General features: G+C 66.2%; 16 protein-coding genes and 1 pseudogene. 9 read left to right on the top strand and 8 right to left on the bottom strand.

What is annotated here, in order from left to right; genetic code table 11:
- Positions 1-76 precede the first annotated feature (76 nt).
- The 4 genes from ABZ016_RS29625 (at position 77) to ABZ016_RS29610 (ending at position 5,481) form a co-directional block, all read left to right on the top strand.
- Positions 77-3,496: a hypothetical protein gene (locus tag ABZ016_RS29625; RefSeq protein ID WP_356919755.1), complete on the top strand. Its 3,420-nt coding sequence runs from the start codon at positions 77-79 to the stop codon at positions 3,494-3,496.
- Positions 3,497-3,627: 131 nt separating this feature from the next.
- Complete coding sequence (locus ABZ016_RS29620; protein WP_356919754.1) at positions 3,628-4,191, top strand: dihydrofolate reductase family protein; 564 nt, start codon at positions 3,628-3,630, stop codon at positions 4,189-4,191.
- 40 nt (positions 4,192-4,231) lie between these two features.
- The gene (locus tag ABZ016_RS29615; RefSeq protein ID WP_356919753.1) at positions 4,232-4,969 is read left to right on the top strand and encodes a VOC family protein; all 738 of its coding nucleotides are present in this window, start codon (positions 4,232-4,234) and stop codon (positions 4,967-4,969) included.
- A gap of 95 nt (positions 4,970-5,064) precedes the next feature.
- A complete protein-coding gene (locus ABZ016_RS29610; RefSeq protein WP_356919752.1) occupies positions 5,065-5,481 on the top strand; it encodes a hypothetical protein in 417 nt (138 codons plus the stop codon).
- Positions 5,482-5,795: 314 nt separating this feature from the next.
- Here ABZ016_RS29610 and ABZ016_RS29605 read toward each other — a convergent pair whose 3' ends face one another.
- The 3 genes from ABZ016_RS29605 to ABZ016_RS29595 form a co-directional block, all read right to left on the bottom strand.
- The gene (locus ABZ016_RS29605) at positions 5,796-6,170 is read right to left on the bottom strand and encodes a hypothetical protein (RefSeq protein ID WP_356919751.1); all 375 of its coding nucleotides are present in this window, start codon (positions 6,168-6,170) and stop codon (positions 5,796-5,798) included.
- A gap of 670 nt (positions 6,171-6,840) precedes the next feature.
- Entirely contained in the window at positions 6,841-7,596 is a 756-nt protein-coding gene (locus tag ABZ016_RS29600) for a hypothetical protein (protein WP_356919750.1), read from the bottom strand.
- A 260-nt stretch (positions 7,597-7,856) separates the two neighbouring features.
- Entirely contained in the window at positions 7,857-8,306 is a 450-nt protein-coding gene (locus tag ABZ016_RS29595) for a hypothetical protein (RefSeq protein WP_356919749.1), read from the bottom strand.
- A gap of 232 nt (positions 8,307-8,538) precedes the next feature.
- Here ABZ016_RS29595 and ABZ016_RS29590 point away from each other — a divergent pair.
- Positions 8,539-8,679 (top strand): annotated as a pseudogene (locus tag ABZ016_RS29590) (site-specific integrase); the annotation flags it as partial.
- Between the two features lie 423 nt (positions 8,680-9,102).
- Positions 9,103-9,282 carry a hypothetical protein gene (locus ABZ016_RS29585; RefSeq protein WP_356919748.1) on the top strand — a complete coding sequence of 60 codons (180 nt, stop codon included), beginning with the start codon at positions 9,103-9,105 and terminating at the stop codon, positions 9,280-9,282.
- Positions 9,283-9,362: 80 nt separating this feature from the next.
- On the opposite strand, the gene ABZ016_RS29580 is transcribed toward ABZ016_RS29585, so the two are convergent.
- Positions 9,363-10,124 carry a phosphoglyceromutase gene (locus tag ABZ016_RS29580; RefSeq protein WP_356919747.1) on the bottom strand — a complete coding sequence of 254 codons (762 nt, stop codon included), beginning with the start codon at positions 10,122-10,124 and terminating at the stop codon, positions 9,363-9,365.
- Between the two features lie 187 nt (positions 10,125-10,311).
- Between ABZ016_RS29580 and ABZ016_RS29575 the strand changes: the two genes are divergently transcribed.
- The gene (locus ABZ016_RS29575) at positions 10,312-11,652 is read left to right on the top strand and encodes an MFS transporter (RefSeq protein ID WP_356919746.1); all 1,341 of its coding nucleotides are present in this window, start codon (positions 10,312-10,314) and stop codon (positions 11,650-11,652) included.
- 44 nt (positions 11,653-11,696) lie between these two features.
- On the opposite strand, the gene ABZ016_RS29570 is transcribed toward ABZ016_RS29575, so the two are convergent.
- From ABZ016_RS29570 to phoU, 4 genes are all read right to left on the bottom strand, one after another.
- Positions 11,697-12,251 carry a GNAT family N-acetyltransferase gene (locus ABZ016_RS29570; protein ID WP_356919745.1) on the bottom strand — a complete coding sequence of 185 codons (555 nt, stop codon included), beginning with the start codon at positions 12,249-12,251 and terminating at the stop codon, positions 11,697-11,699.
- Between the two features lie 93 nt (positions 12,252-12,344).
- Positions 12,345-12,596 carry an SCO4226 family nickel-binding protein gene (locus ABZ016_RS29565; RefSeq protein WP_356919744.1) on the bottom strand — a complete coding sequence of 84 codons (252 nt, stop codon included), beginning with the start codon at positions 12,594-12,596 and terminating at the stop codon, positions 12,345-12,347.
- Positions 12,597-12,765: 169 nt separating this feature from the next.
- A complete protein-coding gene (locus ABZ016_RS29560; protein WP_356919743.1) occupies positions 12,766-12,921 on the bottom strand; it encodes a hypothetical protein in 156 nt (51 codons plus the stop codon).
- A 171-nt stretch (positions 12,922-13,092) separates the two neighbouring features.
- Complete coding sequence (phoU, locus tag ABZ016_RS29555) at positions 13,093-13,794, bottom strand: phosphate signaling complex protein PhoU (protein WP_356919742.1); 702 nt, start codon at positions 13,792-13,794, stop codon at positions 13,093-13,095.
- A gap of 244 nt (positions 13,795-14,038) precedes the next feature.
- On the opposite strand from phoU, the gene ABZ016_RS29550 reads away from it, so the two are divergent.
- Together ABZ016_RS29550 and ABZ016_RS29545 are read left to right on the top strand one after the other, a co-directional pair.
- Positions 14,039-15,331, top strand: coding sequence for an ATP-binding protein (locus ABZ016_RS29550; protein ID WP_356919741.1), 1,293 nt, complete (start codon positions 14,039-14,041; stop codon positions 15,329-15,331).
- Positions 15,328-16,008, top strand: a complete 681-nt coding sequence (locus ABZ016_RS29545; protein WP_030243122.1) for a response regulator transcription factor — start codon at positions 15,328-15,330, stop codon at positions 16,006-16,008. Before ABZ016_RS29550 ends, ABZ016_RS29545 begins: the two co-directional genes overlap by 4 nt.
- The last annotated feature ends 33 nt before the right edge of the window (positions 16,009-16,041 follow it).

The raw sequence follows: 16,041 nt of genomic DNA, 5'->3' as shown, positions 1-16,041 counted from the left end.
CATTCCCCTTGTTTCGGTTACCCCGCAGCCCGCCGTGGTGAGTGGTGCTGTACCTCCGGCCCCGCGGGAGGAGAATATGAACGACGCGGATTTTCGGGCACCGAAGAAGCAGCATAGAGAGCCGGGGGCGGTCCAGCGGACCCTCAGGCGAATAGGATGCGGCGTTCGTAATTTCCTTGCCGACACACAGGAGCGGGCCAGGCGCTCCTACTGGTCGTACCGCGACCGCCACTACGTACGCAATTGGCCGCAGGCGATCGGCCGCTCGTCTACCCGTATTGTGCTGTTTGTCCTGGCAATGGCTTTCCTCGCCTGGATGTTCTGGGGTGTCGTCGAATTGCTCTCTCCCTCGAATGAGGCTGGACCCTTTGAGAAGGGATGCAATGGGCACCCGCTCGCATGCAATGGTCTCGCCAGCGGCCTCACGACATTGTTCTTGTTCGCTTTGACTGCTCTCCTCTTCCTCGTGGCAGCCTACGGGCCGGTCAAGCGGAAGTACTTGAAGACTGTCAGGAATAACCCGCATGGGGTTGTCCCTACGGCAGGAAGAATCTTCGGCGAGGTCGTGGGCCGTGACGCGCTTTGCCACACCATTCTCAAGGAAGTAACCAGCAAGGAGAACCCGCGGCCCCAGCTGATCATGGGAGGTGCCGGCGCGGGTAAGACAGCCGTACTGCTGAAACTCGCAGAGAAACTGGCAAAAGAACGTTACATCCCGGTGCCCATCCGGCTCCGCGAAAAACAAGCACGGGAGACGAAGGACAGAGAGAATCTCGATTTCGAGGCGCTCGGTGAACAGCGTTTCTACGAGATCATCAGGACTCGGTCTCGCATCATCCCCTTCACGGTCGACCCGGCGAAACTCTGGCAGAAGCTGCGCAACAACGGCAGGATCGTTGTGCTGGCCGACGGTCTTGAGGAACTACTGATCAGTGATGGAATCGGGTCCGGGCGTGACATATTGATCCGGGATGCTGTACAGCGTGCGAATGAGCAAAACCTTCCTCTGGTCATCGCATCGAGGCCACATGACCCCATCCGTGGCATCAACGCTTCCCTTATCGACCTGGAGCCTCTGAACGAGGAAGAGGCGCTCGATTACCTCAGATCGAACCAAGACCACTCCACTGAGGACGAACAGCGACTCAAATATGTGGTGCGGGTGGCAAGGGTTGTCGAATCCCCCCTTTATCTACAGGTCATGAAAGAACTCTGCGACCAGGGTCTGACGAAACATCTCCGCTACAGGGAAGCAGACACCGACCTGGACACCCGAAGCCACGAAATACTTACCAATCAACGACTTCACCTGCTCAAGACATGGGTGAACGCCGTGAGTGACGGCATGCTGTACCGCCACGTGCAAATCTCCACGGACGTGAGGCGCAGAGTCATCGACCAAATATCACTCCTCGCCTGCATTGGGTTGCAGCGAGACTCCGTGGTCGTAGAATTCAGATATCTATTCGAGGAACGGTCGGAAATCCATGCACCGCTTGACCACTGCACTGAGGTCAAGGACGAGCTGAAAAAACTGCAAAGCGAATCAGGGATCGGTCGTGAGCTGGCGACGACGCTTGGCGCAAAACTGGGCCTGGTAGAGCCGTACGGTGACGGTCTTCGCTTCCCGCACAGCATCATGCAGGCATATCTCGGGTCCCGCATGATGCACATTGCACTGAGTCCCGGCTACGTGAAAGACGCGATGTGGCAGCGAGTGGGGGGCGAAGAACATCTTGACGTCGGCAACGAGTTCCTCCTCGCGCTTTCCATGTATGCCTATAGTCACGGAACTTCTTTTAGTGCCACGGGGGAAAGGCTGAAAAAGGAAAAGGAAGCCCTTCTTCGGAACTTGGAGCCCTGGTATGAGGGGTTGAAGTTCGACAAGGATTTCGATACCTTCAGGAAAGCAATGCGGGGCGCCGACCCGAGCAAGGTACTCGACGTGTTTATTCGCGCGTTCGAGATCGATAGCGAAATGGGTGGAGCGCGCTTCGCGAATATCGCGGAAAAGCTCGTTGACTGGATCGAAAACAAGCAGAGCGAGGAGAAGATCGTCACCGATCAATGGACTATCGGCCAAGCGAAATTGCACCTCGCTCGATCGCTTGCCACTACCCTTCACAACCTGGAGGACAGTCGGGCGCAGTATGAGGGTGTGCGCCAAACGGACGATAAGACAGAGGTGCTGGAGGGAGGTCTGAGAAAAGGGTACGAAGCATTGAATGCGATCGCGGGAACCGACCGTTCACACGGAATCAGGCTTGCCGCAGTGCAGGAATTCGCTGACAGTGGGACAAAGGCCATAAGTACGCTGCGCAAGCTTGATGAGCAGCGTGCAAAGGGGAACGGCTCCCCTGGTGAGTGGGAAGAAGTAGCGCGATCGTGGCTTCTTCCCATGCTCTTCGGGAGCGCATCGGTGTGGCACAAGCAGCACAAGGAAGAGAATTCACAACACTCGCATAACCTGAAATGGGTCAACGAGGAATTTGAAAACGTGCTGCATGGGGCAATGAATGGGGCGGGCTCGGAAGGTGAAGGAGGGTGTCTGGTCAAACAGGTCGCTTTGGCGCAGGGGTTCAAGTATGCAGCTAATCGGCGTCGCCAGCACCGCCATAATACCCCGGAATGTGAAAGCTATCTGATCGGTCGGGCCAATTCATTGCTGCGCCGGACGGACTTCTGGTTCACTCAACTCACCCTCATCCAGGCGCTGTGCCTTTGGCATATGCCCGATGCGGACAGCGAGCACCCGGAGCCAGAGCGGCTGACCTACTCCCAGGCGCGGTCCAAGGTGAACGCTTGGCTCGACACCGCGGGCACCGAGGCTCGTTCGCCACTAGCGGTAGCCAACGGACGGAGGGTGCACCATCCGTTCGTGACTGCCGCTGCCGACATGGCGGTACTCGCCCTTGAGCATCACGCGCCGGAACGGTTCCTGTGGATAGACGAGTTTGGCGTCGTATCGAGAGTGGGCTCCGAGTCCAGGCACCTTGACCGGATGAACACTATTGATCACCTGTGGATTCCGCCCTCAACAGGTTGGAGCCTGCTCGACCCGCGGGCACGGAAGCTTGTGGCCGACGTACTGCTCCTGCTCAACCTGGCCGACCGAGGGGACCCGCCTTCCTCGAAGGACTACGAAACGCGTCTCAAGCAGACTGGGGGCACCGACCTGCCATCGTGCCTCCGGGGCGACCGAGGGTGGCTTGACCCCTGCCGTCCCGGCTCGACAGAGAAGTTGACCCTGGGGCGCGAGAATTGTGCCTCAGGCTGCCCGGTACAGCTCTGCCCCTATCCATCCAAGTCCGACAAGATTCATCAATCCGAGATGAGCGAGGCCTTCTGCCGAAAGCAGCGTGAACTCGTTGCTAAGCATAGGTTCCTCAACTTCCGGCAGACCATGTGGTGGCAAGGCGCCTCGCTGCCGAACATGAGGAGGTTCTGGGAATCCATGGAGGACCGAGCCCAGGGCCGCCGGCCCCGCAGACAGTAACCACGCTCACCGGCTTCGAAGTCGCCATAGCGGTTATAAAGGTACGCAGCGCCTCTGGGGCAGTCGCTACCAGAACCTCATTTCGCGCCTCGGCGGCCGCAAGGTCGACCCGTCACCGAGGAGGACCTCCGATGCGCAGCGTCACTTATTCGATGAGCATGTCACTCGACGGCTACATCGTCGGGCCGGACGGCGGCTTCAACTGGACGGAGCCCGATGAGGAGGTCTTCCGCTTCTGGATCTACGATATTCGACAGGTCGGCGTCCACCTGATGGGACGGCGGCTGTACGAGACGATGCTGTACTGGGAGACCGCCGACCAGGATCCCTCGCTCGGCGACGATGAACGCGAGTGGACCGCGCTCTGGAAGCCGCTCCCGAAGGTGGTGTTCTCCACCACGCTGTCGGAGGTGCAGGGCAATGCCCGACTGGTCTCCGGCGGGCTGGCGGAGGAGATCGAGCGGTTGCGGGCCGAGCCGGGGGAGGGCGAGATCGCGATCGGCGGCGCGACGCTCGCCGCCGAGGCGGCCGCGTCGGGTCTGATCGACGAGTACCGGGTCATGGTCTACCCGGTGCTGGTCGGCGGCGGCATTCCGTTCTTTGACCGGCGCGAGCGCAGGGTCGATCTCGAACTCGTCGAGACCCGCACCTTCGGCCAGGGAGTCGTCTACCTTCGCTACCGAGTGGCGCGCTGAGGGGCGTTCCGTAGATCGGACAACACTTGGGGGACGCAGCATGACCCTGCAACTTGTTCAGGTGAACTTCAAGGCCCGGGACGACTCGGCGCTCGGCCGGTTCTGGGCAGAGGCGCTCGGCTGGGGTGTCTCCAGTGAAGGCCCTGGAGTCACCAACCTGGAACCTGTGGGCTTCGACTGGCCGGACCCGTCCGCCGTCTGCGCCGACTTCGTCCGCGTCCCGGACCCGGAGACGGTGAAGTACCGCGTGCACCTCGAGCTCGCCACCACCTCCGTCGCCCATCAGGCGGAGTTGGTCGCACGCCTGAAGGACCTCGGGGCGACGCCCGTCGACGTGGGCCAGGGCGACGTGCCGTGGACGACGCTGGCCGACCCGGAAGGCAACGTGTTCAGCGTCCTGGAGCCCCGAGAGCTCTACCGGGACACCGGGCCCATAGCCGCCGTGGTCGTCGACTGCGCCGACCCAGGGGCCATGGTCCGGTTCTGGGGCGAGGCGATCGACTGGACCGTCCATGAACTGACCGACGACCGCGCCCTGCTGCGCTCCGTCAAGGGCGTCGGGCCCTACCTCGAGTTCCGCCGCACGCCGGAGGACGAGGTCGTATGGAGCCGCGTCCATCTCGACGTCATGTCCGACCCCGTCGAGGACCAGGCGAAGGAGGTCGCCCGGCTCGAAACTCTCGGTGCGACACGGGCCGATGTGGGCCAGGGGGACGTCTCCTGGGTCGTCCTGGCCGACCCGGAGGGCAACGAGTTCTGCGTCCTCGGCCGGGGCTGACGAGGGCTCGGTGGGCTCCCTCACGCTCATGTACTCGGACAGAGCTGAGTACTTGCGCTCTGTTCGAGGGCGGGGCGAGCCGAAACGCTTGGGACATGCGCCAAGGACTACTGAAACCCGTTCCCCAGCTGTTGTCGATCCTCGTGCTGGCCGGGGTATCGGCAGCGATGTGGGCTGCCTGGCTGGGCTGGGACCAGCATCGTGACGTGCAGCCTGATGGCTCGACGACCGGCCCGTACGAGGCGTGGCAGGTGATCGGCCTGGTGCTGACCCTGCTCGTGCCGGTGTGCTGGGCGGCGTCCCGGTGCTCCATCGCAGGCGCTGTGCTCGGCACCACGGCGGGCCTGACCGGCGCCGCCTTCTACGACTGGTCGGACGACGCCAGCGGCCTGTTCATGGTCGGCGTCCTGCTGGTCATGGTGGGGAGCCTGGGCATGACCGCCCTCGTTTCCGCCGTGATCACCACGGCGAAACGAGCCGGACGACGCCACCCGGAAGCGATCCCATCCTGAGCTGGTCTTTCTCCCTGCGCGACGAGGCGGCTGATCTTCACGGGCCACGCGGCGGTACCGTCTGGTGGGCGTCCCCGAACGGGGAGACGCCGGAGTGGACGCCGGCCTTGGCCAAAGGCCCCCGCCTGCGAAGAACCGCAGGCCGGGGCCCAGTGGCGCCGCGTTACCTCGTCTTGCCTCGGGTGTTGTCGAGGAACTTTGGAAGCTGGGTTTTTGCTGTTCAGGGGCGGTGGGATCGTGCTCCTGGCGGTGGTCGTTGGTCCTCATTGGCCACTGTCGAGCGCCTTCGGACGGCCCATAGACGGCCCGACGAGCTAACGCGCTTCTCGCAGAGGTTCAGTCGCTGAGTAACAAGCGCTCAACCACTGTGCCTCCGCACGATTGAGGATGACTCCCCCGCACACGGGTGTGGCCAGCAGAGCCCCACCGATACCGACGTTACTCAGGGCCTTCTTCTGCGTCGCTGTCGCGGTGTCGGCCATAGTAATTGGCGGGCCCTCGACCGCCTGCGGCTCCCAATCCAGATCCGAGTGCAGCAGTACGGCGGCTTCCTCGCCCCACTTCTGTACGTAGATCATTCGCTCTCCGCTGTTGTTGACGAAGTAGGACACGTAGTCCCTGTCGCCTATAGAGAAGCCGCTCATCTGAGAGAGCAGTCGTCTCAGCTCGATGCCGGGATCAGTTGCCATGTCCAGGAAGCTACCAATGAGCGCCTCACGGCGTATGTCACTTGCCTCGACCGGTCCCCTGGCAAACAGATGCTCGGGCGGAGCTAGCCGACCGTGCCGGAAGCGTCGAAAAACCCTTAGCTCGGGAAACCTGGGTCTTCTGTGAAACCACGCCGCCGACCTGCGGAGGGCCAACGTCGGGCCCTGCTCGCCCCCGTAGCCAGTCGGGCCGAAGTCCGGCCATGGGGTCTTGAACCTGGCCCATGAGAGTCAGTCGCGATGTCTCCCCGCGTCGGCCAGCGCATTGCAGTCCGCAGCATCCGTCCGTTGTGGGCAGGGTAGCTCGACCGAGCCGGGCCAGGCGGGCTGACATCGCGCTTTGCGCCTCAGCCAGCGACGGCTAGTCACGATGGCGAGGCCGCTGACGATCACGCGCGCGTACGCCTCGTGTACCCCCACCGGCCTCAGCACACTGTCCGTGCCGTCGACAAGAGTGAGCCACGACGGCGGTGCGGTCGCCGGCATCGGCGCTGGTGACCATCCAGCACGAACGGCCCGATAGCCGAGTCCGAGGACCCGGCACCGAGACCGACCCGTTCGCCGCTTCTCCCCGACGTACAAGTTGCAGCACAGTCGCGACCGCCGGGCCGGCGCTGACAGTCGGCACGCTGAAAAGAGAGAGCTACATCCGTCAAGGATTGGCACGGGCAATGTCGGAACTGTTCTTGAACTGGATGCGGAGAAGCTTCTTCACTCGCTCGAGTTCCGTGGCGTGAGCCTTGATCGCTTCCTTCTGACGGGCGGCATGCAGGGCCAGGGATATCCCGGGCAGGTTCACCTCGTCGCGGCACTTCTCGTCTGCGACGGCAGCTTCGATCTCTGCTCGGGTGACGGGTTGCTCGGGCTCTTCGTCCGTGATCGACACCGACCTTGCCCACCGCGGATCGCCTTCGGCGTCGGCTGGTGAAGCGTAGGGGCGCCCAGAGCGGTTCATGCAATCGCGCCAGCGCTGTTCCACCTGCTGATACCGGTGATCAGACGCCACTGTCCGAGCCACAGAGTTCTCGATCCCGGACAGCAGCTTCCAAGGGACGATCGCCTCATCCTTCAGTGCTCTGCGGAGTGCCTCGCCAGACCTGTCGAGTCGGCGCATCACCTCGCCGTGGCAACCGCCCGGCGGCACGGGCCGACCGTCGAACACGTCGGCCGACCCGTCGTAGACACCGCCGTACTTGTCGGGCACGAAGAGGGCCTTGGTTCCTCCCCGAGCGGCGGCCGCGTACTGGTCTGCCAGGTACCCGGCCGGGCCCCGGTATCCGTACCGAGACGGCTTCCGGTCGCCGAGCCAGCCCAAGAGCGCAGGGATATGCGGCCATCGGACCTCGCGGATATCCGGCGTGTCGAGAGAGATACCGAATCGGTGCATGCACTGCTGAACGGCCGCCATACGCGCACGCTGCACCTGTGCGTACTGACGTGAGGTCAGCTCATAGGACTGCAGTGGAACAGTGAAATCCGATGCCGACCGTGGATGCGGCGTCTGTGACACTGCTGGACCGCGCCTGCGATGCTCTCCGGCGTCCTGGGATGCGCTGTTCGGTCCGCAGGCGGTCGTCAGTGCCATTAACAGGCACACAACTGGGAACAGCGGCTTCGTGCGCGGTGTCATAAGAGCCCCCAAGCGTGCGGTGGAGTCCTACCTCAGCGTCACGGGTAGAGCGTGCCGGTGTCGTAGGGGGTGACGTTGTTCAGCAGGCGTCCCCGGGCGAAGACCGACTTGACGCTGCTCAGCGGAACGGCAGCGGTGAAGGCCGAGTTCTTGCCGCTGGGGACGGTCGACCAGGTGGGCCAACTGCCGCCGTACTGGCCGCACCAGTACGACGTGTCATTGCCCTTGTACTTCCACCCCATGGACACGCGGTCGCCCTGCCTGCCCCCGTAGATCACGCCGAAGACGTGGTTGTTGTAGTAGCGGACAGCGATGGTCCGTCCGTCGACAGACCGCGACGCCTCGTTCGGGGCCACCGTCTTGTAGTCCCGGGCTGCGGAGCACCAGGTGTCGGCGGCCAGGGCGGGCGTTGCCGTGACCGCCACAAGGGCAGTTGCTGCCAGGCTGGCTCCCATCGCCGTAGCAGCGATCTTCTGAAATCTGCGCACTCTTCGGACTCCTTCGCTTCCTTGGCGGTGTCGACCGTCGGAACGGCCGGCCACGGGCTGTGGCGTGCAACCACGATGCGCGGTCCGTGTTGCAAGGAACCTTGGGAAAACCTTGAATCAGCTGGTCGGGGCCGCCGCTGGCCCGTCATGGCGTGCGGCAGCGAGAGGAGGGTGGCATGGCACTGGGCTTCCTCGCGGTGCCGTCGCGGGACAGCATCAGACCATTGCCGCGGGCGAGATGCTGGGCGTGGCGGTCGACGCGATCGACTTCGAGTCGGACACGCTCCACGTGGTCCAGCAACTAAAGCTGAGGCGCAGTAAGGCCGTGTTCGCGCCGCCGAAGGGCGGCAAGCTGCGGGACGTGCCGCTTCCGGCCCATCGAGCATGCATACGAAAGTCAGCCGGTATAGGGCGCGCAATCGATTCCGCTGACGCCTAGGAAGTGAGCCTTCGGCTTACTTTCTTCCGGGAAAGAAAGCTGCCTTCCATGGAAGGTAGAAGGTTTATGTGTGCAGAGTATGCATACAGAGTGGGCATTGACGTGGAACGGGCCCTGCACCCTGCCTGACGTGGGGTTACCCTTTACCGGGGAGGGGTGGCTTTGCTCCTGGCGTGTGGAGGCATCCTACATTTCTACTGTGTCAGTAGAAGCCCTCTCCTAGCTGCAGATTTGTCTATGCAGTGCAGCTATGCGAAAGTCTCACCACATGCGAATGCCGCCCGGTCAGGGGCGGCATTCATTTCCATTTCCGAAATCGGGACCCCTAGCCAGGAACCGACCACAGATGGAGGCCCCATGGTCCCACGCACAGGTGTCACCGTCGACATCTGTCCCCGCGACTTGCCGATCGCGCTCATCGGCACGGCCGGCGGTGCGCTCGCCCTCTGGGCCAACGCACCCGCCGAGATCGCCGTCCCCGTGGCGCTGCTGATCGCCCTCGACATCCGAGTTCATCGCTCGCGCCGTCGCACCTGACGGCCCAGAGACGGCCCAAGCCCAACAACAAGCCCCCTACCAGCGGACAACCCGCAGGTAGGGGGCTTCTTCAGTAGGGCCTACTTCTTTTGGCCTTGGTTCTTGACCGCCTCGATGGCCGCCTTGGCCGCCTCCGGGTCGAGGTACGTGCCCCCCGGGTTCAGCGGCTTGAAGTCGGCGTCCAGTTCGTAGGACAGCGGGATGCCCGTCGGGATGTTGAGGCCCGCGATGTCCGCGTCGGAGATGCCGTCGAGGTGCTTGACCAGGGCGCGCAGCGAGTTGCCGTGGGCCGCGACCAGGACCGTCTTGCCCGTCAGCAGGTCCGGGACGATGCCGTCGAACCAGTACGGGAGCATGCGGACGACGACGTCCTTCAGGCACTCCGTCTGCGGGCGCAGCTCCGGCGGGAGGGTCGCGTAGCGCGGGTCGGAGAACTGGGAGTACTCGGCGTCGACGTCCAGCGGCGGCGGGGGAGTGTCGTAGGACCGGCGCCACAGCATGAACTGCTCCTCGCCGAACTCGGCGAGCGTCTGGGCCTTGTCCTTGCCCTGGAGTGCGCCGTAGTGGCGCTCGTTCAGCCGCCAGGAGCGGTGGACCGGGATCCAGTGGCGGTCCGCGGCCTCGAGGGCCAGCTGGGCCGTGCGGATCGCGCGCTTCTGGAGGGACGTGTGGACCACGTCGGGGAGAAGATCGGCGTCCTTCAGGAGCTCGCCACCGCGGACTGCCTCCTTCTCGCCCTTCTCGTTGAGGTTCACGTCCACCCAGCCGGTGAACAGGTTCTTCGCGTTCCACTCGCTCTCGCCGTGGCGGAGGAGGATCAGCTTGTACGGTGCGTCGGCCATGCCCCAGAGCGTAATCCACGCATTCGCCCGTTCGTGTGGCTGCCCGGCAGGCGGACGTCCGACGGACGTTTGACGGGCTCTGCTAATTGAGTGGCCTCTGTCAATCGGCGGCTCGTAACTTGTGATCGCCGGGTGTGGCGCTTACATCCCGCGTCCATCCACGTCCTGTGCCGCTCTGGGGGAGTCCATGCCGTCCATGCCGTACGCGTACGCCCTGCGCGCCGGACAAGCCGTCCGGGAGACGGTCTCCGGACTGCCCCGCGCGTTCTGGTGGCTGTGGACCAGCACCCTCGTCAACCGGCTCGGCGCCTTCGTCGCCACCTTCATGGCGCTGTACCTGACGCTCGACCGCGGCTACTCCGCCACGTACGCCGGTCTGGTCGCCGCGCTGCACGGCCTCGGCGGTGTCGTCTCCTCGCTCGGCGGCGGGGTGATGACCGACCGGCTGGGCCGGCGGCCGACGCTGCTGATCGCCCAGGCGTCGACCGCCGTGTCCGTCGCGCTCCTCGGGTTCGTGCGCGACCCGGTCGCGATCGCGGGTGTGGCCTTCCTGGTGGGCGCGGCGAGCAACGCGTCCCGGCCGGCCGTGCAGGCGATGATGGCGGACATCGTGCGGCCGGAGGACCGTATCCGGGCTTTCTCCCTCAACTACTGGGCCCTCAACCTCGGCTTCGCGATCTCCTCCATGGCGGCCGGGTTCATCGCCGAGTCCAGCTACCTCGCCGGGTTCCTGATCGAGGCGGCGATGACGATGGTCTGCGCGATCGTCGTCTTCCTGAAGCTGCCGGAGTCCAGGCCCGCCGAGGCGGCGCAGACGGCCGCCCGGGACGACTCCGTCGGCCTCGGCACCGTACTGCGGGACGGGCGCTTCATGAGCGTCGTCGGTCTGTCCTTCCTCGTCGCGCTGATCTTCCAGCAGGGGTCGGTGGGGCTGCCGGTGGCGATGGGCGACGCCGGGTTCACACCGGCCGAGTACGGCATGGCGATCGCCGTCAACGGCGCCCTGATCGTGATCCTGCAGATCCCGGTCACGCGGTTCATCGAGCACCGGGATCCGCGGCGACTGCTCGTCATCTCCTCGCTGCTCGCCGGGTACGGCTTCGGACTCACCGCCTTCGCCGGGTCGGTCGGCGTCATCGCCCTCACGGTGTGCGTGTGGACCCTGGCGGAGATCGTCAACGCGCCGACGCAGACGGGGCTGGTCGTCCAGCTCTCCCCGCTGCACGGCCGTGGGCGCTACCAGGGCATGTACGCCATGTCGTGGTCCGTCGCCGGTCTCGTCGCCCCGCTCCTGTCCGGCTTCGTCATCGACCGGTTCGGGGCCGAGTGGCTGTGGGGGCTGTGCGCGGTGGTGGGGACGGTGGCCGGGCTGGGATACGGGGTGCTGATGCGGCGGCTGCACGAGCGGCCGCACGAGGAGAAGCGCGAGGAGAAGCGCGAGGAGAAGCGCGAGGAGAAGCGCGAGGAGAAGCAGGAGGAGAAGGGGGCGGCGGTGGGCGGGCCTGCGGTAGGGGAGGCGCGGCCGTAGCCGGGGGTGGGTGCCGGGTGAGTCGGGGGGCGAGCGAGCATCGGTCACATCGGCAGCGAGAACAACCGCACCGGCCCGGAAGGCCAGACCGCGTCGTCGCGCAGGGGCGTCACCATCGTCCGCAGGGGCATGGACACCAGCCGGGATCCGGGTTGTTCGACCCATACGTCCGTGTCGAGCGGATGCCATCCCAGGCGCCGGTAGAGCGGCACGAGCGGAGGCCGGCAGAACAGGAGGGCGTGCCCAGGCCCCATCGTGCGCGCGTGGCCGAGGGCCGCTGTGAGCACGAGCCGGGCCAGTCCCTGGCCTCGTACGTCGGGGGCGACGGCCACGCCACCGACGCCCATGACCTCTGTCTCCACGTCGCCGATCGCGAGAGGCAGCCGTAGCAGGCCTGCGTGCGCCACGAGCCGGTCGCCGTGCCTGATGCCGAAGTGCTCCTCCTTGGGCAGGAAGGTCAGGCCGGTCCCGGCGACGCCGAAGGGATCTTCGCCGTCGCCGAGGATCTCGGCCTGCTCGGCCTTCGTGTAGTGGGGGAGGCGTACGGCGGCCGGTGCCGCGAGGGGCCGGCTCGTCGCGGAGGAGTGGTTCGCAGACATACCCGCATCATGGTCCGGCTGCCGAGGGCCAAACAGCGACCACCCGGCCGATCATCACGCGCTCCCGCCCCCGCCCCCGAGCGGTGCCTGCGCTCACTGCACAGTCAACGGCACCGGATGAATCTCGTCCGCCTTGTGCCCCGCCCGCTCGTGGATGCGCTGGACCGCCTCCGCCGAAGGGGCCTCCGAGAGGCAGTAGACGCGGCCGGACTCCGGGTCCGCCCAGGCCATCTCGAAGTGGACCTGCTCGTCCTTCTCTATGGCGAGGTCCGCGTTGTGGGCCTCGCGCAGCTGCTCTTCCGTGATGCCCTTCATGCTGTGGTGGACATCCATGTACTTCGCCATGGCCCCGCGCTCCTTCCCGTACGCGTACGTACCCTCCCGGTCCATGCTCCGCCTGTACGGGCCCGAAAGCGAGCGAGGGCATGGCCCCGAGGTGGCCGGAAACGCCGCAGGGCTCCGGCGGGACGAGCCCGACGGAGCCCTGCGGGGTCCTACGAACGAGGTGCCGGCGTCAGCCGCACTGGCAGGGGCCGCCCGACTGGCACCCGCAGCCGCAGCCGGAGCCGCAGCCGCAGGCGGCGATCAGGGGCAGGTTCCTGATCTCGGCGGGCTGCTCGGTCTCGCGCTGCTGGGTGGGGTCGGGCGTGGTGCTGGGGGATTCGGCCATGGGTCCCTCCTCGAGGCTGGTGCCTGGGCCCATTGGACGCCCGTAGTGCTGGGCGCATCAACGGCGCACGGAGGCGCCCACGCGCCTCAGCCGAAGCCGCCGAGGCCATCGAGGCCGTCGGTGCCTGCCGAAGCCGCCGAGCCCGCCGAAGCCGGACCCCACCCGACCGGGTCAGGCGCTCTCCGCCCCCGTCACCGCCTGGATCTCCGGCTGCACGTCCGTCTGGATCTCGTCCGCGTGCTCGCCCGTCACCAGGTACACCACCCGCTTGGCGACCGAGACCGCGTGGTCGGCGAAGCGCTCGTAGTAACGGCCCAGCAGCGTGACGTCCACGGCCGTCTCGATGCCGTGCTTCCAGCGGTCGTCCATCAGGTGCTGGAAGAGCGTGCGGTGCAGCAGGTCCATCTCGTCGTCGTCCTGCTCCAGCTGGAGCGCCAGGTCGACGTCCTTGGTGATGATCACCTCCGCGGCCTTCGCCATCAGGCGCTGCGCGAGCTGGCCCATCTCCAGGATCGTGGCGTGCAGGTCGCTCGGGACCGCGCGCTCCGGGTAGCGCAGACGCGCGAGCTTCGCCACGTGCTGGGCGAGGTCGCCGGAGCGCTCCAGGTCGGCCGACATGCGCAGCGACGTGACGACGATCCGCAGGTCCGTCGCCACCGGCTGCTGCCGGGCGAGCAGGGTTATGGCCCGGGCCTCCAGGTCGTGCTGGAGCTCGTCGACCCTCTGGTCGGCCTCGATGACGTTCTCGGCCAGCTTCAGGTCGGAGTCGAGGATGGCGGTCGTGGCGCGCCCGATCGCCGACCCGACCAGCCGGGCCATTTCCACCAGACTGTCGCTGATCGAGTCCAGTTCCTCGTGGTACGCGTCCCGCATCAGGCTTCCCTCTCGTGCGTCTACATCGGGGGTCCGGGGGCCGGGCCCACCGGACAACCGGCGGTACGACCGTCGTACGAACAACGGTCCGCACCCCACGCTCCCACGATCCGGCCCTTACGCGTCCGTTTCCGTCACCCCAAATGAACCGGTACTGGCTCCAAGGTGAACTCTGGGCGACGAGTGTTCGAGCTCGCACTCAGACGGCTGTGGTCCGTGCCCGGGCCATGCCTAACCTGGGTGCATGGACGTGAACGCGGCGGTCGCCGCAGCGGCTGCGATCGCCGGGGTGCTCACCGGTGTCATCGCCATGCTGGCGTTCCGCTGGAGTGAGCGCGAGCAGAAGCGCCCCACACGTACCTCCCTGCACACGGACGCCGTGCTTCCACCGGGTGTGGACACCGTCCTGTCGGTCCTCAGGTCGTCCGCCGTCGTCCTCGACGAGGCGGACGCCGTGGTCAAGGCCAGCTCGGCGGCGTACGCCCTGGGCCTGGTCCGCGGCGGCAAGCTGGCCGTCGAGCCGATGCTGCAGATGGCCCGGGACACCCGGCGGGACGGCGAGATACGACAGGTCGAGCTGGACCTGCCGAGGCGCGGCACCGGGCGCGGGGACGCGCTGGCCGTCTCCGCGCGGGTCGCGCCGCTCGGCTCCCGGCTGGTGCTGCTGCTCGTGGAGGACCTGACCGAGGCCCGCCGTATCGAGGCGGTCCGGCGCGACTTCGTCGCGAACGTGAGCCATGAGCTGAAGACGCCCGTCGGTGCCCTCTCGCTGCTCTCCGAGGCCGTCATGGACGCCTCCGACGACCCCGAGGCCGTGCAGCGGTTCGCGGGGCGCATGCAGATCGAGGCCACCCGGCTGACCAGCCTGGTGCAGGAGCTCATCGACCTGTCGCGGGTGCAGAACGACGACCCGCTGGAGGACGCCGAGCCCGTCCGGGTCGACGAACTCGTCGCCGAGGCCATCGACCGCTGCCGGCACCAGGCCGGCACCAAACAGATCACCATGGCTGCGGGGGGAACCGCTGACCTGCGCGTGTGGGGAAACCGCGGCCAGCTCGCCGCCGCCCTCGGCAACCTCGTCGAGAACGCGGTCAACTACTCGCCCGCCCGCACCCGCGTCGGCATAGCGGCCCGCAGGGTGAACGCCCCCGGCGGGGAGCACATCGAGATCGCCGTCACCGACCAGGGCATCGGTATCTCCGACAAGGACAAGGAGCGCATCTTCGAGCGCTTCTACCGCGTCGACCCGGCCCGCTCCCGTGCCACCGGCGGTACGGGACTGGGGCTGGCGATCGTGAAGCACGTGGCCGCCTCGCACGGCGGGGAGGTCACGGTGTGGAGCGCCGAGAACCAGGGCTCCACCTTCACCCTGCGGCTGCCGGAGGCCGGTGCGGCCCGCGACCGCGCACATCAGCAGTCCGCCCGGGAAGAACGCGCGTCAGGCGCGGGCCTCGACGAAGAGGCCGGGCGGTCCACCCCCACATCCCCCGAATCAACCGCGTACGAAACGCTTCCCTCCCCGGAGGTCCTTCCGTGACCCGAGTGCTCGTCGTCGAGGACGAGGAGTCCTTCTCCGACGCCCTGTCGTACATGCTCCGCAAGGAGGGCTTCGAGGTCGCCGTCGCGACCACCGGGCCCGACGGACTCGACGAGTTCGAGCGCAACGGCGCCGACCTCGTCCTTCTCGACCTGATGCTGCCCGGGCTGCCGGGTACCGAGGTGTGCCGCCAGCTGCGCGGCCGCTCCAACGTCCCGGTCATCATGGTGACGGCCAAGGACAGTGAGATCGACAAGGTCGTCGGCCTGGAGATAGGGGCCGACGACTACGTGACCAAGCCGTTCTCCTCCCGCGAGCTGGTGGCCCGTATCCGGGCCGTGCTGCGCCGCCGCGGCGAGCCGGAGGAGGTGACTCCGGCGGCGCTGGAGGCCGGTCCGGTCCGGATGGACGTCGACCGGCACGTGGTGACCGTCGGCGGCACCAAGATCGACCTGCCGCTGAAGGAGTTCGACCTGCTGGAGATGCTGCTGCGCAACGCCGGCCGGGTGCTGACCCGGATGCAGCTCATCGACCGCGTCTGGGGTGCCGACTACGTCGGTGACACCAAGACGCTGGACGTCCACGTCAAGCGCCTGCGCGCCAAGATCGAGCCGGACCCGGGCGCCCCGCGCTACCTGGTGACGGTCCGCGGTCTCGGCTACAAGTTCGAGCCGTAGACCGGCCCGCGGGGCGACGACGGAAGGGCGGGA

The sequence above is a fragment of the Streptomyces sp. NPDC006372 genome (assembly GCF_040612515.1).
GTDB lineage: Bacteria > Actinomycetota > Actinomycetes > Streptomycetales > Streptomycetaceae > Streptomyces.
Note: the sequence above shows the minus strand (reverse complement) of the source record. Positions and strands in the feature narration are given on the sequence as shown.